Below are 16,115 nucleotides of genomic sequence, written 5' to 3' on the forward strand. Positions count from 1 at the left end.
ATGAGGGACAAAAAGCCCCTCAAAATGCTATTTAAATGCTACCTTTTCGGCTCTTTCTAGTAATTCTTTAGCACCTTGGTCAATAAAAGTTTGAGCTAGTGCTTGTCCTGCAGTTTTATAATTATCAATATTAATAACTATATCTTCTTGAACATATTCACTACCATCTGGCATTCCAACTATTGCTCTTACATCTACAGAATTTTCATCTAAAATAGTTGCTTTTACTCCAATAGGAACTTGGCAACCACCCTCTAAAGTATGCACAAAACTTCTTTCAATAGTTGATTCGATTTCTGCATTTTTATCATGTAAAACTGACAATAACTCTATTAATTCTGGATTATCCAATGTCTCTATTCCTAAAGTTGCTTGTCCCATAGATGGAATCATCTCATCAATAGAAATAGGAGTAAAATATTTTACTTCATCTTCTATTTGAAGTTTTTGTACACCAGTTGCTGCTAAAATAATAGCATCATATTCACCAGCTTTTAGTTTTGCGATTCTTGTATTTATATTTCCTCTTAAATCTTTAAGTTCAATATCTGGTCTTAAAAGTTTTAGCTCCATTCTTCGTCTTAAACTTGTAGTTCCAATTATCGCACCCATTGGTAGTTCACTAATGCTTGAGTATTTTTCACTTAAAAAAGCATCCCTTGGATCAAATCTCTTTGTAAGTGCTGCTAATACAAAACCTTCTTCGAACTCAACTGGAACATCTTTTAAAGAGTGTACTGCTATATCTGCTTCTTTGTTTTCAAGTGCTATTTCTAACTCTTTTGTAAAAAGTCCTTTTCCACCTATTTTTGCTAATGGTACATCTAATATCTTATCAGCTTTTGTTGAAAATGTTTTTAGTTCTATAACCATATCTGGATAGTGTTTTAAAAGCTCTGCTTTGATATATTCACTTTGCCAAAGTGCTAATTTACTCTTTCTAGTTGCTATTACAATTTTCTTCATTATTTACTTCCTAAAGTCTCATATTTTAATTTACTGTCATCTTTTTCACCATTTACAAAAATAGTTGGAGTTCCTTTTACCATAACATCATCACCCATTTTTACATCATCTAAAACTCTTGCCATCACTTCTGTAGAATTTATTTGCTCTTTTGTAATATTTGTTTTAAACTCTTTATTAAAAGCACTTAATATTTTATCTTCATCTTTTGAATCTACAGGAAAATATTGTTCCCAATTTGTAGTATAAACTTTTTTCTCAACACCTTTTATACCCATTTGTCTTGCTACATCAATAGCTTTTACCATAGTAGCAGATGCTGGATGAACTCTTAAAAGAGGAAAGTTATAATAATAAAGTGCTATTTCATCTTTATTATCTTTTACATGCTCAATCAATCCTGGAAGAGTCTCTATGCAAAAAGGACATAAAGGATCAGAAAAAACTACTATTTTATCTTTTGCTTTTGCATTTCCTGCAATTAAATGGTCTTCTTGATAATAGCTTGCATCAAGTTTTGGTTGTAATAAATCTTTATAAGATGCTCCAGTTTTCAAATTTATCAACTCAGGAGCTACAATTTCTCCATTTGAGAAGATTATATCTTTTGCATTTATCTCTTTATCTTTTACTTTTGCTTTTATTTGTATAATAAAACCATACCAGTTTGTCATTGGTTCTGGCATCTGTTTTTTCATACTTATTTGTATATCTTTTATCTCTACTCTTGCATTATTTGAAAGTCTTTTTTTCTCAAAACTTATAACATCATTATCAAAATTTGCAGCACTTAAACTAATAGTCATAATAGAAAAAATACATATTAATTTTTTATAATTCATAATACCTCCTAAAATTTATATTTTTGTTTTTACTGTTATTTTTTTTATATCAAATAACTCTTTGGCTTTATTTAACATAGAAGAATTTAGTAATTCTTCCATTTGAAGCTCTCTTTGTGAAGGTTTTGGATCAACCGTATCATGCATACTTCCAACACATCCTGCACCCATTCCCACATCTTCTACCATAGAGCCTATTTCTTCTTGTTCTTCCTCATTTTCATAGTCTAAATTAACATCTTCTTCACTTATATCAGGTGTATTTATTTCTACTTTTTTGGGAATTACATCATTTTTTTTTTGCTCTGGAATCTCACCTTTTTTAAACTCTAAATCAATATTCATACCAAAGACATCTTTTGCAAAGGTTTTAATAATACCAAAATATTTATACAAAAATTTTCTATCATCATCTTGGGCATAAGATACTATTTTTAAAATATTGTTTTCAAAACTTTCAAAAATAAAGTTTTTTTCAAAACACTCTCCCAAGTCATGATTTCTCTCATAAACTTTTTTTGTAAGTTCACCATATAACTCAACATTTGGGTCTACAATTTCTTGTGGTTTTTCAACTTCTACTTGTACTTCTTTAATAGCTTGTACAATTTGCTCTTTTGGAGTTTCTAAAACTTCTTTTGCTACTGGTACTTGTGTTTGGGTATTTGGTAATTCTTCTTTTGCATGTTGCATTACTACTTTTTCATTAACTGCACTTGTCATTTTATTTGCATTTGATAAACTAGATTGCTCTTTTATAGGAGAAGCTTGTACTTCATCAATGATTTCGTCCAATGTTTTTAAATTTGTAGCTTCACTCATTTTTGATAGTGTTAAAATCAATACAAATGTTGGATCAGAATTTAGTGATAAAAGATGTTTAGCATCCCCTAAAATTCTAAAAAATCTATCATATAAAAAGATATTAAATTTTGGGTCTTTTCCATATAGCATTTTGTTTTTTAAATAAATTGTCATCTCATCACAAACAGAACCAGCTTCATACTCTTCAAGTGTTTCAACTATAGGAGTTATATCTCCACAAGATAAAACCACATCAAAAAGTTTATCTAAAAACTCTGGGTCAATAAGTCCTAACATATCAACAACAGCTGTTGTAGTAACTTTTCCTTTTGCAAATATAATTGCTTGGTCAAGTAAAGTAAGAGTATCTCTTAAACTTCCTTGTCCACTTCTTGAAACGATTTCTAAAGCTTCTGTTTCAAACTCTATTTCTTCTTCATTTAAAATATGAGTTAAATGATTCATTACATCTTTTTGAGAGATTTTTTTAAATCTAAAGTGTTGAGTTCTACTTAAAATAGTTGCTGGTAATTTTAGTGGATCAGTAGTTGCTAAAATAAATTTTACAAATCCTGGAGGTTCTTCAAGTGTTTTTAATAGAGCATTAAATGCTTGAGTTGTAAGCATATGAACCTCATCGATAATAAACACTTTAAATCTAGCACTGCTTGGTTTATATTTAGTATGTTCTATCAAATCTTTAATATCATCAATACCCCTATTACTAGCAGCATCCATTTCTATAATATCTAAGTGACGATTAGTATTTGCACTCACACAGTTCTCACATACTTCACAAGGTTTTGAAGTAGGACCATTTGAACACAACAGAGCTTTTGCCATAATTCTTGCAGTCGAAGTTTTTCCACTACCTCTAAGCCCTGAAAATAAATATGCATGTGATAATCTATTTGAGTCTAACGCTAATGATAGTGTTTGAGAAACTGTTCCTTGACCAACTAAATCTTCAAATCTCTTTGGTCTATATTTTAAGGCTAAAACTCTTTTTTGTGAATTTTGGTTCTCACTCATTTATATTCCTTACCACTATTTTCCCACCATTATTCCATGAATTTAATATTTTACTTATCATTATCTCATTTATTTCTGAAGTGAAGTATACATTTACTTTCAATACACCATCATTAAAATGTCCACAATTTTTAGATAAATCTTTTAATCTATTTGCTATAGCATAACCTGTTTCTATTAGATTTGTATTTTCACCCATTATTTTTTTTATTACATTTCCAACTAAAGGATAATGAGTACATCCTAAAACTATAGTATCAACACCCTCTTCTCTCATAGGCTTTAACCAATTTTGCAACATCTCAAAGGTCTTTTCAGTCTCAATATCACCATTTTCAATTTGCTGAACCAACCCCGGACAAGCTTGTTCATGTAAAGTAATATTTGAACTTGAAGTTGAAAGCTTATCAACAAGTAATTGATACTTTTCACCCTTTAAAGTTGCAGGTGTTGCTAAAATTCCTATTTTCCCATTTTTACTTAAAGAAATTGCTGGTTTTATGCCAGGCTCTGTTCCTATGACTATAAGATTTGGAAAGTGTTCTCTTAACTCTTTGATTGCAGCTGAAGTTGCAGTATTACAAGCAACAACTAAAGCATCAATATTGTGTGTTTTAACTAAATAATTTGCAATATCAAAACTATGTTTTAATATCTGCTCTTTTGATTTTTCTCCATATGGTGCAAACTTTGTATCTGCAATATAAAAAATCTCAGCACCTTTTAGTACTTCTGTTATGGCTTTAACCACTGTTAAACCACCAATTCCAGAATCAAATACGCCTACTTTCAAGTTATACCTTTTTCATAATAAGAAAATATTCTAACATAAGTTTTTATATAAAATCATTAGTAAAAAGAAATATAATTTGATATAATAAATGAAATGGAGCTTAGTATGAAAAATAAATTAAATATTTTAATATTTTCATCAATACTTTTAATATTAGCACTATTTAGCATATCCATTTACTTAGATGTAAAATATCAAAATAACCTCTTAAATGAACAACTAAATACCTTAGAAGCTTCCATAAAAAATGAATATAAACAAAGACTAAAAGAGTCTGTCAATAATACTATTGTATATATTGATACAATCTATAATAATCTTCTAAATGAGCAAAAAAAAGAATCAAATTATAATTTAAGCCTAAATGAGAAAAATAGAAAAATACTTATAACTAAAATGAGAAAATATCTTTACAATAATATTCAAGATAAGACTAGATATACATGGATATATAAAGTCATTAACTACAATGGTGGAGATAATTTTGCAATTAGAACTATCAATCCAAACCTAAAAGATAGTGAAGGTTCCTACTTATCAACAAAAACAGCAGATATAAAAGGTAATCTTCACTATCTTGAGGCATTAAACGGAATAAATAAATATAAAGAGATATTTTATGAGTATTATTTCAAGCAATTAAATACATCAGAGATAACTAAAAAATTATCTTATGCAAAACTTTATAAAAATATGGATTGGATTATAGGAACAGGTATTCCGTTAAACCGTTTAAATAATATAATTAAAAAAGAAAAAAGCTATCTTATAAGAGTACATAGAAAAAATACATATAATCTTACTTATTATAGGGGCATAGTTTTAGCTCTTTTTATATTAATCCTTTTTATATTAAGAAAAAAATTAATGCTTACTTTAAATGAAAATGAAAAATTAAATGAAAAATTAGAAAAAAAACTAAAAAATGTAGAAACAAACTTTAGCAAGTTTTTTGAACTGCCTATTAATATATTTTTAATCGCTGACTTTAAAGGAAATATCCTCCAAGTAAACTCAGGGTGGGAGAAAATTTTAGGATACAAAGCAGATGAAATTGTAAATACTAACTACCTAAGTCTAGTTCATCCCCATGACATTGATAAGACTCTTGTAGCAATGAAAGAACTTGAAGAAGGATACGATCTTCTTTTTTTCGAAAATAGGTACAAACATAAAAATGGTTCATACAAAACCCTTGCTTGGTCTGCAAATACTCTTCAAGAAAATGGATTGATTTATGGCTCGGCCTTGAATATTACTGAATTAAAAGAAAAGTCTGAAATAATATACCAACAGTCAAAAATGGCAGCAATTGGTGAAATGACTGCAAATATTTCACACCAATGGAGACAACCATTAAGTGTCATTAGTACTGCTTCTTCTGGATTACTTTTAAAAAAATCAATTGACGATTTAGATGATGAGTTTTTAATAAATACTTTAGAACAAATAACACAATCAACTCAATACTTATCTGATACAATTGAAGATTTTAGAAACTTCTATACCCCAAGTAGGGAAAAAACAGAGTTTAAAATAGCACATGTAGTTAAAAAAACTCTAAATCTTGTAAAAAAAAGATATGAAAGTGAAAATATAGAAGTCATCAAAAATATCTCTGACATAACAATAGTTAATTTTGAAAATGAGTTTTTACAAGTACTTATAAACCTTTTAAATAATGCAAGAGATCAACTTGCTAAATCAACAGAAATAGATAAATTCATTTTTATAAATGCCTATAAAAAAGATACTAAAATTATCTTCGAAATAATGGATAATGGTGGAGGAATAAAAGAAAGCATAATAGATAAAATATTTGAACCATATTTTACTACAAAAGATAAATCAATAGGTACAGGGATCGGTTTATATATGAGTGAAGAAATTATCGTAAAACATTTTGAAGGTCAAATAAAAGTTGAAAATCACACTTTTACATATGAAGATAAAGAGTATCTAGGAGCTAAATTTACAATAGAGTTTAATGCTTAAAATGTAAAAGACTTGGCTTGCAAGTCTTTTACTTCTACCTAAAATGCAGGTATTATAGAACCTTTATATTTATCAGTAATGAATTTTTTAACTTCTTTTGAATTTAAAACTTCATCTAAAGCTTTAATATAAAGTTTGTTTTCATTACCCTCTTTTACAACTACAATATTTGCATATGGAGAATCTATTGATTCAAGTACTAATGCATCTTGAATTGGATTTAATCCAGCTGGTAATGCATAGTTTGTATTGATAATCGCAGCATCAACTTCATCAAGTACTCTTGGTAATTGTGGAGCATCTATCTCTTTGATTTTAAGATTTTTTGGATTTGTTTTTATATCAACTACAGTTTTGAAATCAACATCATTAAATGTTAATAAACCTTGTTCTACTAACATATCTAAAGCTCTACTTTCATTTGTAGGGTCATTTGGAACTGCAATTGTTGCACCATCTTCTAAGTCATCTAAAGATTTGATTTTTTTAGAATATATTCCCATTGGCTCTAAGTGTACATTTACTGTTTTTACTAGGTGAGTATTTTTATTTTTATTAAACTCTTTTAAATATGGTAAATGTTGGAAAAAGTTTGCATCTAATTCTCCCTCATCAACTGCCACATTAGGAGTTACATAATCAGTAAATTCAACAATTTGTAAATCATAACCTTTTGCTTTTAATAATGGTTTAGCAAACTCTAAAATCTCAGCATGAGGTACAGGAGTAGCCCCAACTTTAATAACTGTTTTTTTCTCTACTTTTTCTTCTTTAGAATCTGTACAAGCTACAAATCCAAATACAACAGCACCCAAAAGTGCAAATTTTAAAATATTTTTAATCATTCTTTTCCTTTTATAAATTTTATTTTTTTGTAATTTTATATAAATAATCGCCCAAACTTTGAACACCTTGAACTAAGGCAATAAGTACAATAACTGTATAAATCATAGTATCACTTTGGAACCTATAATATCCATATTTTATGGCAACATCACCCAATCCTCCACCACCAACAGCTCCAGCCATTGCAGAAAATCCTATTACTGTAATTAAAGTTAGAGTAATAGCTGAAATTATTGAAGGTAAAGCTTCCACACACATGACTTTAAATATTATTTGCCAATCACTTGCCCCAAATGATTTTGCAGCTTCCACAACACCTGTATCAACTTCTTTTAAAGCACTCTCAATCAATCTTGCGATAAAAGGAGCAGCACCTATTGTCAAAGGTATAATAGCAGCTGTGGTACCTATACTTTTTCCTATCAAAAACTTTGTCAAGGGAAAAAGTACAATCATCAAAATAATGAAAGGAAAAGATCGCAAAGTATTTATAATCACATCTAAGATTGAATATATTTTTTGATTTTCTCTTAGTCCACCACTTGAAGTCAAGATTAAAATAATAGCTAAAATAAAGCCAATAACAATTGCAAAAAAAGTAGATACCAAAGACATATAAATAGTCTCTACTAGGGCTGGTAATAAAATCTCACTCATTACAACGCCTCCCAAATAATATCATGCTCTTTTAGATAATTGATTACTGAGACTTTTTGTTCATCTTTTATATTTATAACCATGTTACCCACAATATGTGTGTTTATCTCTTCAAGTTTTCCCCAAACAATATCAAAATCCATATCTAGCTCTCTTGCCATCTTTGTAATAAAGGATTGAAAGACATTGTCTTTTGGGAAATATATTTTTATATTTACCCCTTCATTAGGTACAACTTCCGTTTCACCTAAGAAGTGTTTCATCTGCTCATCTGGTTTTAAAAATAGCTCTTCCGTATCATCAAAACCGATAATATTTCCATGCTCTAATAACAAAGCCCTTTGAGCTATTTGTTTCACAACTTCCATTTCATGTGTTACAAGTACTATTGTGATATTTAGTTTATCATTAATCTCTTTTAATAAATTCAAAATCGATGTAGTAGTATTTGGGTCAAGTGCTGATGTTGCTTCATCTGAAAGTAAAACATCAGGGTCTAAAGTCAAAGCCCTAGCAATAGCGACTCGCTGTTTTTGACCACCACTTAATTCACTTGGATAAGAATCAAGCTTTTCATCTAAGCCTACAAGGGCTAATAAATCTTTTACTTTTTTTGCAATTTCATCTTTAGTATATCCCCAAAGTTGCATTGGTAAAGCCACATTTTCAAATACAGTTTTTCGCTGAATTAGTGAAAAGTGTTGAAATATCATTCCAATATTTTTTCGAAATGCTCTTAACTCTTCTTTACCTAACTCTTTTATCTCTTTACCATTTACTTGCAATGAACCATCACTATAATCTTCAAGTCCATTTATACATCTCATTAAAGTAGATTTTCCAGCACCACTATGCCCTACGATAGCAAAAATCTCACCTTTTTTTATATCAATTGAAATATTATTTAAAACTTGTGTATCACCAAAGTATTTATTCAAGTTTTTTATACTTATCATTTGTATTCCTTATTCAAGGGGGAAATAGTATATAAAATTTGATAAAATACATGTTAAATCACAGCATAAAGGTCTTTTTTGTTTGAGCATTTTCACCCATATGAACCATTTTTAAATCATAGCACAGAAAAAATCATAGTAGGAACTCTACCACCTCCAAGATTTTGTACAAATGAATTCAAAGAAAAAGATGTAAACTTTTGTTATGGTTCAAAGGATAACTTGCTTTGGCAAGCATGGAATAAAATCTTCAATCTAAACTTAGCCTTTGAAAATACAAAAGAAGAGATAAATAAAAGAAAAGAGTTTTTACTAAAACATAAAATAGGTATTTGCGATATTGTAGAGTCTTGTAAAAGAGAAAAAATAGACGCAAGTGATATTGGAATGAGTGAAATAATTCTAAGAGATATCTTAGGATATATAAAAGAGTATAAAAACATCAAAACCATAATCTTCACAGGAGGATTATGTAAAAACTCCCCAGAATATTTTCTTAGACAAATCCTAAAAAAACAGAACATAAGCCTAGAAATAGTCTTAGATAAGATACCAAAAAAACATCAATTTGAATATGATAATAGAGTCATACAAACCATAAGCCTAACTTCTCCATCAAATGCAGCAAATAGAAGTATAGGAGCAAATGCATATTATAAAAAAATGAAAAAAGAAAATCCAAACTACACAACCTTTGATTTTAGACTTGAGCAGTATGAAAAAGTTTTTAAATAACTATTGCAATATCTCTTTTCGAATACTTGCATAATTTTTAAGTGCAAGTCCAACATGCCACCTAAATACCTTATCAAAGATTTTCCTAGGAACATTTGCTATACGCAACACCTCTTCCATATCATAATTACCATCCTTTTCTTCAACTAACTCAATTATTCTCATAACACCAAACTGAGATTTACTAGGCTTAAAACCATTTTGAAAATAAGTGTCTAAATTTGATTCAAAATCATCAAAAGTATTCAAAATATCTTTTTGCAAATAAACAGGCTCTTTATCATGGTGCATAAGTTCATCCATAAACTCTTCATAAAAAAAAGAAGCCCCAGCACCTTTAAATCTTATGACGGCTAAATTGATATTCTCAACAGATTTTATAATCACAGATTCTTCATAAGCATTGATTAAAATGGCGTGAAAACTTTCCAAAATAAAAAGTTCATCGTGAATAAGAACTTCACATCTTTTATTTAGGTTCATTAAAACTATCATTCCACCATTTGGTGCGAGTTCGTAAGTATTTGTATTTTGTAATAAATCGTATGATTCTATGTATTTTTGTAATTTTTTGTGCATGGGAGTATTATAGCATTTGAGATAAAAGAAACACATAATACATAATTTTAAAATTTAAATTAAATATGGTAAAATATGGTAAAGGATTTTACATGACTAAAAAAATGACCATAACCTTAGAAGAATCGTTAGTTGAAGAATTAAATCAAAATTCAAAAACAACGGGTAAAAAAAAGACTCAAATAATAAGAGAAGCCCTACATTCATATCTTGGATTACAGAATAAAGAAGAAAAAAGAAAGAATTGGGAGAAAGAAAATAAAGAAGCCATAGAAGAATATAACAAAAGTGTTGAGGAAGATGGATTAGTATTACAACACCGGAGAGCATTTTAATGGCACAATTTGATGTATATAAAAATGAAGATTCAAATAGCAATAAAAAATTTCCGTATCTTTTAGATGTTCAAAATGATATTCTAAAATCATTATCTTCAAGAGTTGTGATTCCTTTGACTATCTATAAAAAAACAATTCAAGGATTAACAAAAGAGTTTATAATCAATGAACAACTTGTTTATATGTTCACCGCACAAATAGGTTCTGTGCCTATTACTGACTTACAAAATAAAGTTGTAAGTTTAGAAGAACAAAAAGATGAGATAAAGAATTCTATTGATTTTTTAATTTATGGGTTTTAAAGTTTAATTAATTTTCTTTCTTGGAGACCTAAAGGTCTCCGCTTCTCTTACTTTTTGGTCTCAAAAAAGTAAGCAAAAAAGACAACGGCTGCGAAGCCCTTCGGGTTCCCCTCACTTATTATTTTTATCTTTTCTGCTTGACAAAACTCGTTTATTAAAACTTCCATTTAGGAACTTTTAAACACTCACACAGTTGTCAATCTTGTTTAGAAAAGAGAAAAATAAATACTCGGCTTCTGTAGATGTTGGGATTTAGCTCCAACCTAATTTTTACTATAAAAGGTTTTACTTTATATATAAATCTGTTCCTTTATAATCAACTATCTTAAGTTTGCTTTTCAATTCAATTACTTCTTTAAACTTTACTTGGTATGGTATCTTGTCAATAATATATTGACGAACTTCTTTAGGCATTCTACAACCAAATATTATAGATTTTACAATAGGTTTATTAGGATATCGAATTATTGAGTAATTTTCTTTATCACAAACTAACAAATTCTTTCGTGGTTCATTAGAAAGGATTATTCTATACTCTTCTTCATATTCCCAATCATATAACTTACATCCTAATGCTTCCATTATTTCTTTTCCTATTTGTTTACCTAAAATCTTATTTTTAGTAAAATAATATTCAATGTATGTCATTAATTTTAAAGACTGTATCTCTTTTGTATATTTAATCCTTATAGGTTCTTTTAAATATCTTGTATCAAACTCTATTATAAAACCTTTATGAGAATTAGCATAATGTCCCCACATTAAATTATTTGTTCCATTTTCTGACAAACATAGTATTCTATCATTATCTATAACTTTGTTAAACATATCAACTATTTTCCTAGAAAAGTTTGAAAATTCTTTTGTCCAATTACTCTTATTATAAAAGGAGCTCACTTCTTTTTTTTGTTTTGGTACAACTTTTTTCTTAACATTTTTATTTCAGTTAAAGTAGGGAAAATCAAATCAATTTTTGAATCAAAAGGGTCATTAAAGTTTTTACGTGATGAAAATATAATTTGACGATTAAATAAGTTTTGTATACTTCTATCTTCTGATAGATTATTTATATTTTTAATAGCTTGATATTTATATAGAGAAGAGGGTAATTCATTGTTCATGTAACATTATAAAAGAAAGCATATTAAAATATCTTGTACACAAAACAAAATAGCTTTAGAAAATTGGCTATTTTTTAAAAGTTCAAGGCAGTGTGGTAATTTTGAGAGGAGCATACAAGTAGTATGTGACGAGCAAAATTTCCGCGCTAACGCAGAAATTTTGGAAAAAAGACAAATTTATAAAGCTATTTTATCTCTTCTAGCCATATCTCTTTCAACCTCTCCAAAAACAACCTCACTTCTTCTTTATCCGTTTTAAAATTATCTATTTCTTTTTTTGTTTTAATAATGGCTTCTTTACATTCATATAGTATTTCCTCATACTCTTTATTATTTATCATACAAGAATTTTTTGCAAAATTTTTATAGGTTTTATTTTTCCACCACAATTTTCCATCTGATAATCTGAGTGCTGGTATATCTTTTTTTATGTAAACAGTAGTTGTGATTACATCATAAATAGGTGCAAAATATGAATCTGTAAAATCTTTATTATAAAGTATTCCATAATTTTTTAAATGTCCATCTCCATTTTGCAATAGATGGTTCATAATAAGTGCTTTAAAAAAAGTTTTTAATGTATCTTTTCTATTTTCTATTGGTATCACTTCTTTTATAACTTTTACAATCTCTTCATAAGAACCATCATATTTTTCTTCTGTACCTCTAGCTGTTAATACACACATATCTTCAAAACCCAAATAACTATTATCTTCATTTACATCAAATCTCTTACATACAAACATTGATAAATCTTCTGACAGATAAAATTCCTCTGTTTGTAAATTTGCATTTTGAATAGCTCTCATGCAAAAGTATTCATTGATTGCCAATTGAGGATATTCATTTGTCCAAGATTTCACGATATAGTGTTCAAACTTCATTGTTGTTTTGTTTTGTGCAGTTAAAAGTAGTTTGGGTTGTACTCCTGAAACACCAGATGTGATTGCAAACTTTTCAACTAACTCTTCAAATAAATCCTCACTATTATTGTGTAAGATTTCATCTAATTGGAGTGTTTCTTTATCTTTTAAAATTTCATTATACTTAACTCTCCCTAGAACATATGGACCAATTAATTCTAAAAAACCCATTTCATCCATTGTTTTAATTTTAGCAAAATGATTTCGTATTACATCTTTCAGAGCACCCTCTGGTAAATTCATTTGAAATATTGGATGAAGTTTTTTAGAAGACCAAGACTGGGCTCTTATTGGCATAGTTAAAGAGAGTATCTCTTGTGCATCATCTTTATAATTGAAAATAAATTTATCTTCTTCTTTATATAAATTACCGCAACTATTTTTGTTGATAAATACTTTTAAATTATTTTCTTTCATCTTGTAACTCTTCCAAAGTTTTTGGTCTATCTTTTAATCGTATATTAAATTCATAGCCTAATAAATCAACTATCGTCTCAACTTTTTTTATTCCCACTTCTTCGATAAAGCCATTTTCTATTTTAGAGATAGTTCTTTTTGTTATATTTGAATAATCTTCTAATTGAGCTTGCGAAATATTTTTACTTTTTCGTAATTCTTTTATTTTCTGACCTAAATCTATTAAATTCAAAATCTGCCTTTATATGAAGTATATTTCTTATAATAGCTATTCTAAACTTAAATAGGAATTATACTTCTTATTTATGTAAGAAATTATTTTACTATAATAGTTTCAGAAAGCTGACTATTTTTGTAAAGTTCAAGGAAGTAAGGTAATTTTGTATAGGAGCATACACGCAGTATGTGACGAGCAAAATTTCCGCACTGATGCGGAAATTTTCAAAAAGAGGCAGTTTTATGAAACTATTATTCGTTCATACCTGCAAAGAAGTCTTCATTATTCGCCGTTTTCAACATCTTACTATAAAGGAATTTCAACGCTTCTACTTCATCCATACTTGCGATTGCATTTCTTAGTATCCATGTTTTTTGTAAGATATCAGGAGTAAGAAGTAATTCTTCTTTTCTTGTACCTGATTTGATAATATCAACAGCTGGGTAAACTCTTTTGTTTGAAGCATCTCGGCTAAGTACAACTTCACTATTTCCTGTACCTTTGAACTCTTCGAAAATAACTTCGTCCATTTTTGAACCTGTATCTATAAGTGCAGTTGAGATGATAGTTAAACTTCCACCCTCTTCTATATTTCTAGCAGCTCCGAAAAATCTTTTTGGTTTGTGAAGTGCATTTGCATCAACCCCACCTGAAAGTACTTTTCCGCTACTTGGTGTTACTGTATTGTATGCTCTTGCTAATCTTGTGATTGAGTCAAGTAAGATAACTACATCTTTTTTCATCTCTACCATTCTTTTTGCTTTTTCAATAACAATTTCTGCAACTCTTACATGATTTTGTGCAGGTAAGTCAAAAGTAGAAGAGTAAACATCACCTTTTACACTTCTTTGCATATCTGTAACTTCTTCTGGTCTTTCATCAATTAGTAAAACCATTAAGTGAGCTTCTGGGTGATTTCTTGAAATACCATGTGCTAGTTCTTTTAAAAGTTCTGTTTTACCAGTTTTTGGAGGAGCAACGATTAGTCCCCTTTGACCTTTACCCATAGGAGAGAATAAATCTAAGATTCTTCCTGTCATTTTATGTGATTCATATTCGAATTTAAACTTTTCAGTTGAGTATAAAGGTGTTAAGTTGTCAAATAGTGGTCTGTTTTTTGATTCGTGGATTGGTAGGTAATTGATTGCTTCGATTTTAAGTAGAGCATAATATTTTTCACTCTCTTTATTTGGAGGCCTAACTTGTCCAGTTACAATATCCCCAGTTCTTAGTGCAAATTTCTTAATTTGTGTTGCACTTACATAAGAATCATTAGAAGTATCAGAAAAATTTCCATCCATTGCTCTTAAAAAACCAAATCCACCATCTTTTATTTCTAAAATACCTGTGAAAAGTATAAATCCACCTTGGTCGATTTGAGTTTTCAAAATTGAGAACATAAGTTCTTGTCGTTTTAGTTCCTGTGGGTTTTCAACATCGAGTTTTTTAGCTATTTGAAGTAATTCTTCTAAAGGAAATTCTCTTAGTTTTTCTATCGTATGCCCTTCTACAGGGATATGAGTCCTAGTTTTTCTGCCATTAGAAGTTCCTTTTGCAGGAGTATTCTTCTTAGTTTGAGTTGTTGTCTCTTCCATTTATATTTAGACCTTTGTCATTTTCAGTAAAGTGATTTTTTGTAGTTAATTCTTGTGATTAGAATTTTAAGTGGTGTAATTTTAGTCTTTATTTCATAAATTGTCAAATATTTTGATTTAAATAAAAAAAAGGTGCCAATTTCTTGACACCTTTTTTTAATAATTTAAACTATTTATTATAATTTATCAGCATTTTTAGATAAATATTCAGCAACACCAGCAGTAGTATCTTTCATACCTTCGTCACCTTTGTTCCATCCTGCAGGACAAACTTCACCATGCTCATTTGTAAATAACATTGTATCTACCATTCTGATCATCTCATCAATGTTTCTTCCTAATGGTAAGTCATTGATAACTGCATGTCTAACAGTTCCATCAGCATCAATTAGGAAAGAACCTCTTAATGCAACTGATTCACCAAATAATACATCAAAATCTTTTGAAATTTGTTTACTTAAGTCAGCAACTAATGGAAATTTAACTCTTCCAATTCCACCATTTTCAACAGCAGTTTCTCTCCAAGCAAAGTGTGAGAATTGTGAATCAACAGAAACACCAATAACTGTTACTCCTCTTTCTTTGAATTCATCAGCTCTTTTTGAGAATGCAATGATTTCAGATGGACAAACAAATGTAAAGTCTAATGGGTAAAAGAATACAACTGCACCTTTTTCACCAATATTTTCATATAAATTAAAATCCTCAACTATTTGACCGTCTGCAAGTACAGCTGTTGCTGTAAAATCTGGAGCTTTTTTTGTAACTAACATATTTTATTCCTTTATTTAAGTTTTAAGTGATGTAATTATAATATAATAATCTAAAATGAACCATCAAATATAATGTTTAATTTTATATTTAAGAAAAAATTTATTTTAGGATAAAAATTATCCATAAGATAGAATACTGACTAATATTTATATATTATTACTAATACACACAAACAAAAATTCACTACATATATATAATGAGTATAATAAATGTGTAAAAAAGT

18 protein-coding genes are annotated in these 16,115 nt (G+C 28.7%); 4 read left to right on the top strand and 14 right to left on the bottom strand.

Annotated elements, in window-relative coordinates; translation table 11 throughout:
* Positions 1 to 27: 27 nt before the first annotated feature.
* Genes hemC through murI form a run of 4 tightly spaced genes read right to left on the bottom strand, consistent with a single transcriptional unit; the run spans position 28 to position 4,437 of the window.
* Positions 28 to 966: a hydroxymethylbilane synthase gene (gene hemC, locus LXN10_RS04580; RefSeq protein WP_375724717.1), complete on the bottom strand. Its 939-nt coding sequence runs from the start codon at positions 964 to 966 to the stop codon at positions 28 to 30.
* Positions 966 to 1,808, bottom strand: coding sequence for a DsbA family protein (locus tag LXN10_RS04585; RefSeq protein ID WP_375724718.1), 843 nt, complete (start codon positions 1,806 to 1,808; stop codon positions 966 to 968). The genes hemC and LXN10_RS04585 overlap by 1 nt, the downstream gene beginning before the upstream one ends.
* 15 nt (positions 1,809 to 1,823) lie before the next feature.
* Complete coding sequence (locus LXN10_RS04590) at positions 1,824 to 3,644, bottom strand: DNA polymerase III subunit gamma/tau (protein ID WP_375724719.1); 1,821 nt, start codon at positions 3,642 to 3,644, stop codon at positions 1,824 to 1,826.
* Complete coding sequence (gene murI, locus LXN10_RS04595) at positions 3,637 to 4,437, bottom strand: glutamate racemase (RefSeq protein ID WP_375724720.1); 801 nt, start codon at positions 4,435 to 4,437, stop codon at positions 3,637 to 3,639. Before murI ends, LXN10_RS04590 begins: the two co-directional genes overlap by 8 nt.
* Positions 4,438 to 4,542: 105 nt before the next feature.
* Between murI and LXN10_RS04600 the strand changes: the two genes are divergently transcribed.
* Complete coding sequence (locus LXN10_RS04600) at positions 4,543 to 6,432, top strand: ATP-binding protein (protein ID WP_375724721.1); 1,890 nt, start codon at positions 4,543 to 4,545, stop codon at positions 6,430 to 6,432.
* Positions 6,433 to 6,470: 38 nt separating this feature from the next.
* Here the strand turns inward: LXN10_RS04600 and LXN10_RS04605 are convergent, their stop codons facing one another.
* Genes LXN10_RS04605 through LXN10_RS04615 form a run of 3 tightly spaced genes read right to left on the bottom strand, consistent with a single transcriptional unit; the run spans position 6,471 to position 8,891 of the window.
* Positions 6,471 to 7,277 carry a MetQ/NlpA family ABC transporter substrate-binding protein gene (locus LXN10_RS04605; RefSeq protein WP_375724722.1) on the bottom strand — a complete coding sequence of 269 codons (807 nt, stop codon included), beginning with the start codon at positions 7,275 to 7,277 and terminating at the stop codon, positions 6,471 to 6,473.
* 19 nt (positions 7,278 to 7,296) lie between these two features.
* On the bottom strand, positions 7,297 to 7,935 hold the full coding sequence (locus tag LXN10_RS04610; RefSeq protein WP_375724723.1) for a methionine ABC transporter permease: 639 nt from the start codon (positions 7,933 to 7,935) through the stop codon (positions 7,297 to 7,299).
* A complete protein-coding gene (locus LXN10_RS04615; RefSeq protein ID WP_375724724.1) occupies positions 7,935 to 8,891 on the bottom strand; it encodes a methionine ABC transporter ATP-binding protein in 957 nt (318 codons plus the stop codon). Before LXN10_RS04615 ends, LXN10_RS04610 begins: the two co-directional genes overlap by 1 nt.
* A 78-nt stretch (positions 8,892 to 8,969) precedes the next feature.
* Between LXN10_RS04615 and LXN10_RS04620 the strand changes: the two genes are divergently transcribed.
* The gene (locus LXN10_RS04620) at positions 8,970 to 9,626 is read left to right on the top strand and encodes a uracil-DNA glycosylase family protein (RefSeq protein WP_375724725.1); all 657 of its coding nucleotides are present in this window, start codon (positions 8,970 to 8,972) and stop codon (positions 9,624 to 9,626) included.
* Here the strand turns inward: LXN10_RS04620 and LXN10_RS04625 are convergent, their stop codons facing one another.
* Complete coding sequence (locus tag LXN10_RS04625; RefSeq protein WP_375724726.1) at positions 9,627 to 10,205, bottom strand: hypothetical protein; 579 nt, start codon at positions 10,203 to 10,205, stop codon at positions 9,627 to 9,629.
* Positions 10,206 to 10,297: 92 nt separating this feature from the next.
* On the opposite strand from LXN10_RS04625, the gene LXN10_RS04630 reads away from it, so the two are divergent.
* The gene (locus tag LXN10_RS04630; protein ID WP_375724727.1) at positions 10,298 to 10,540 is read left to right on the top strand and encodes a type II toxin-antitoxin system CcdA family antitoxin; all 243 of its coding nucleotides are present in this window, start codon (positions 10,298 to 10,300) and stop codon (positions 10,538 to 10,540) included.
* Positions 10,540 to 10,845: a CcdB family protein gene (locus LXN10_RS04635; RefSeq protein ID WP_375724728.1), complete on the top strand. Its 306-nt coding sequence runs from the start codon at positions 10,540 to 10,542 to the stop codon at positions 10,843 to 10,845. The genes LXN10_RS04630 and LXN10_RS04635 overlap by 1 nt, the downstream gene beginning before the upstream one ends.
* A 285-nt stretch (positions 10,846 to 11,130) precedes the next feature.
* Here LXN10_RS04635 and LXN10_RS04640 read toward each other — a convergent pair whose 3' ends face one another.
* The 6 genes from LXN10_RS04640 to LXN10_RS04665 form a co-directional block, all read right to left on the bottom strand.
* The gene (locus tag LXN10_RS04640) at positions 11,131 to 11,673 is read right to left on the bottom strand and encodes a DUF2971 domain-containing protein (RefSeq protein ID WP_375724729.1); all 543 of its coding nucleotides are present in this window, start codon (positions 11,671 to 11,673) and stop codon (positions 11,131 to 11,133) included.
* Between the two features lie 65 nt (positions 11,674 to 11,738).
* Positions 11,739 to 11,966: a hypothetical protein gene (locus tag LXN10_RS04645; RefSeq protein ID WP_375724730.1), complete on the bottom strand. Its 228-nt coding sequence runs from the start codon at positions 11,964 to 11,966 to the stop codon at positions 11,739 to 11,741.
* A 185-nt stretch (positions 11,967 to 12,151) separates the two neighbouring features.
* On the bottom strand, positions 12,152 to 13,306 hold the full coding sequence (locus tag LXN10_RS04650; RefSeq protein WP_375724731.1) for a type II toxin-antitoxin system HipA family toxin: 1,155 nt from the start codon (positions 13,304 to 13,306) through the stop codon (positions 12,152 to 12,154).
* On the bottom strand, positions 13,293 to 13,538 hold the full coding sequence (locus LXN10_RS04655; RefSeq protein ID WP_375724732.1) for a helix-turn-helix domain-containing protein: 246 nt from the start codon (positions 13,536 to 13,538) through the stop codon (positions 13,293 to 13,295). Before LXN10_RS04655 ends, LXN10_RS04650 begins: the two co-directional genes overlap by 14 nt.
* 236 nt (positions 13,539 to 13,774) lie before the next feature.
* A complete protein-coding gene (gene rho, locus LXN10_RS04660) occupies positions 13,775 to 15,118 on the bottom strand; it encodes a transcription termination factor Rho (protein ID WP_375724733.1) in 1,344 nt (447 codons plus the stop codon).
* Positions 15,119 to 15,294: 176 nt separating this feature from the next.
* Entirely contained in the window at positions 15,295 to 15,891 is a 597-nt protein-coding gene (locus LXN10_RS04665) for a peroxiredoxin (RefSeq protein ID WP_375724734.1), read from the bottom strand.
* Positions 15,892 to 16,115 lie beyond the last annotated feature (224 nt).

The sequence above is a fragment of the Arcobacter iocasae genome, from assembly GCF_042214795.1.
Classification (GTDB): Bacteria; Campylobacterota; Campylobacteria; order Campylobacterales; family Arcobacteraceae; genus Arcobacter; species Arcobacter iocasae.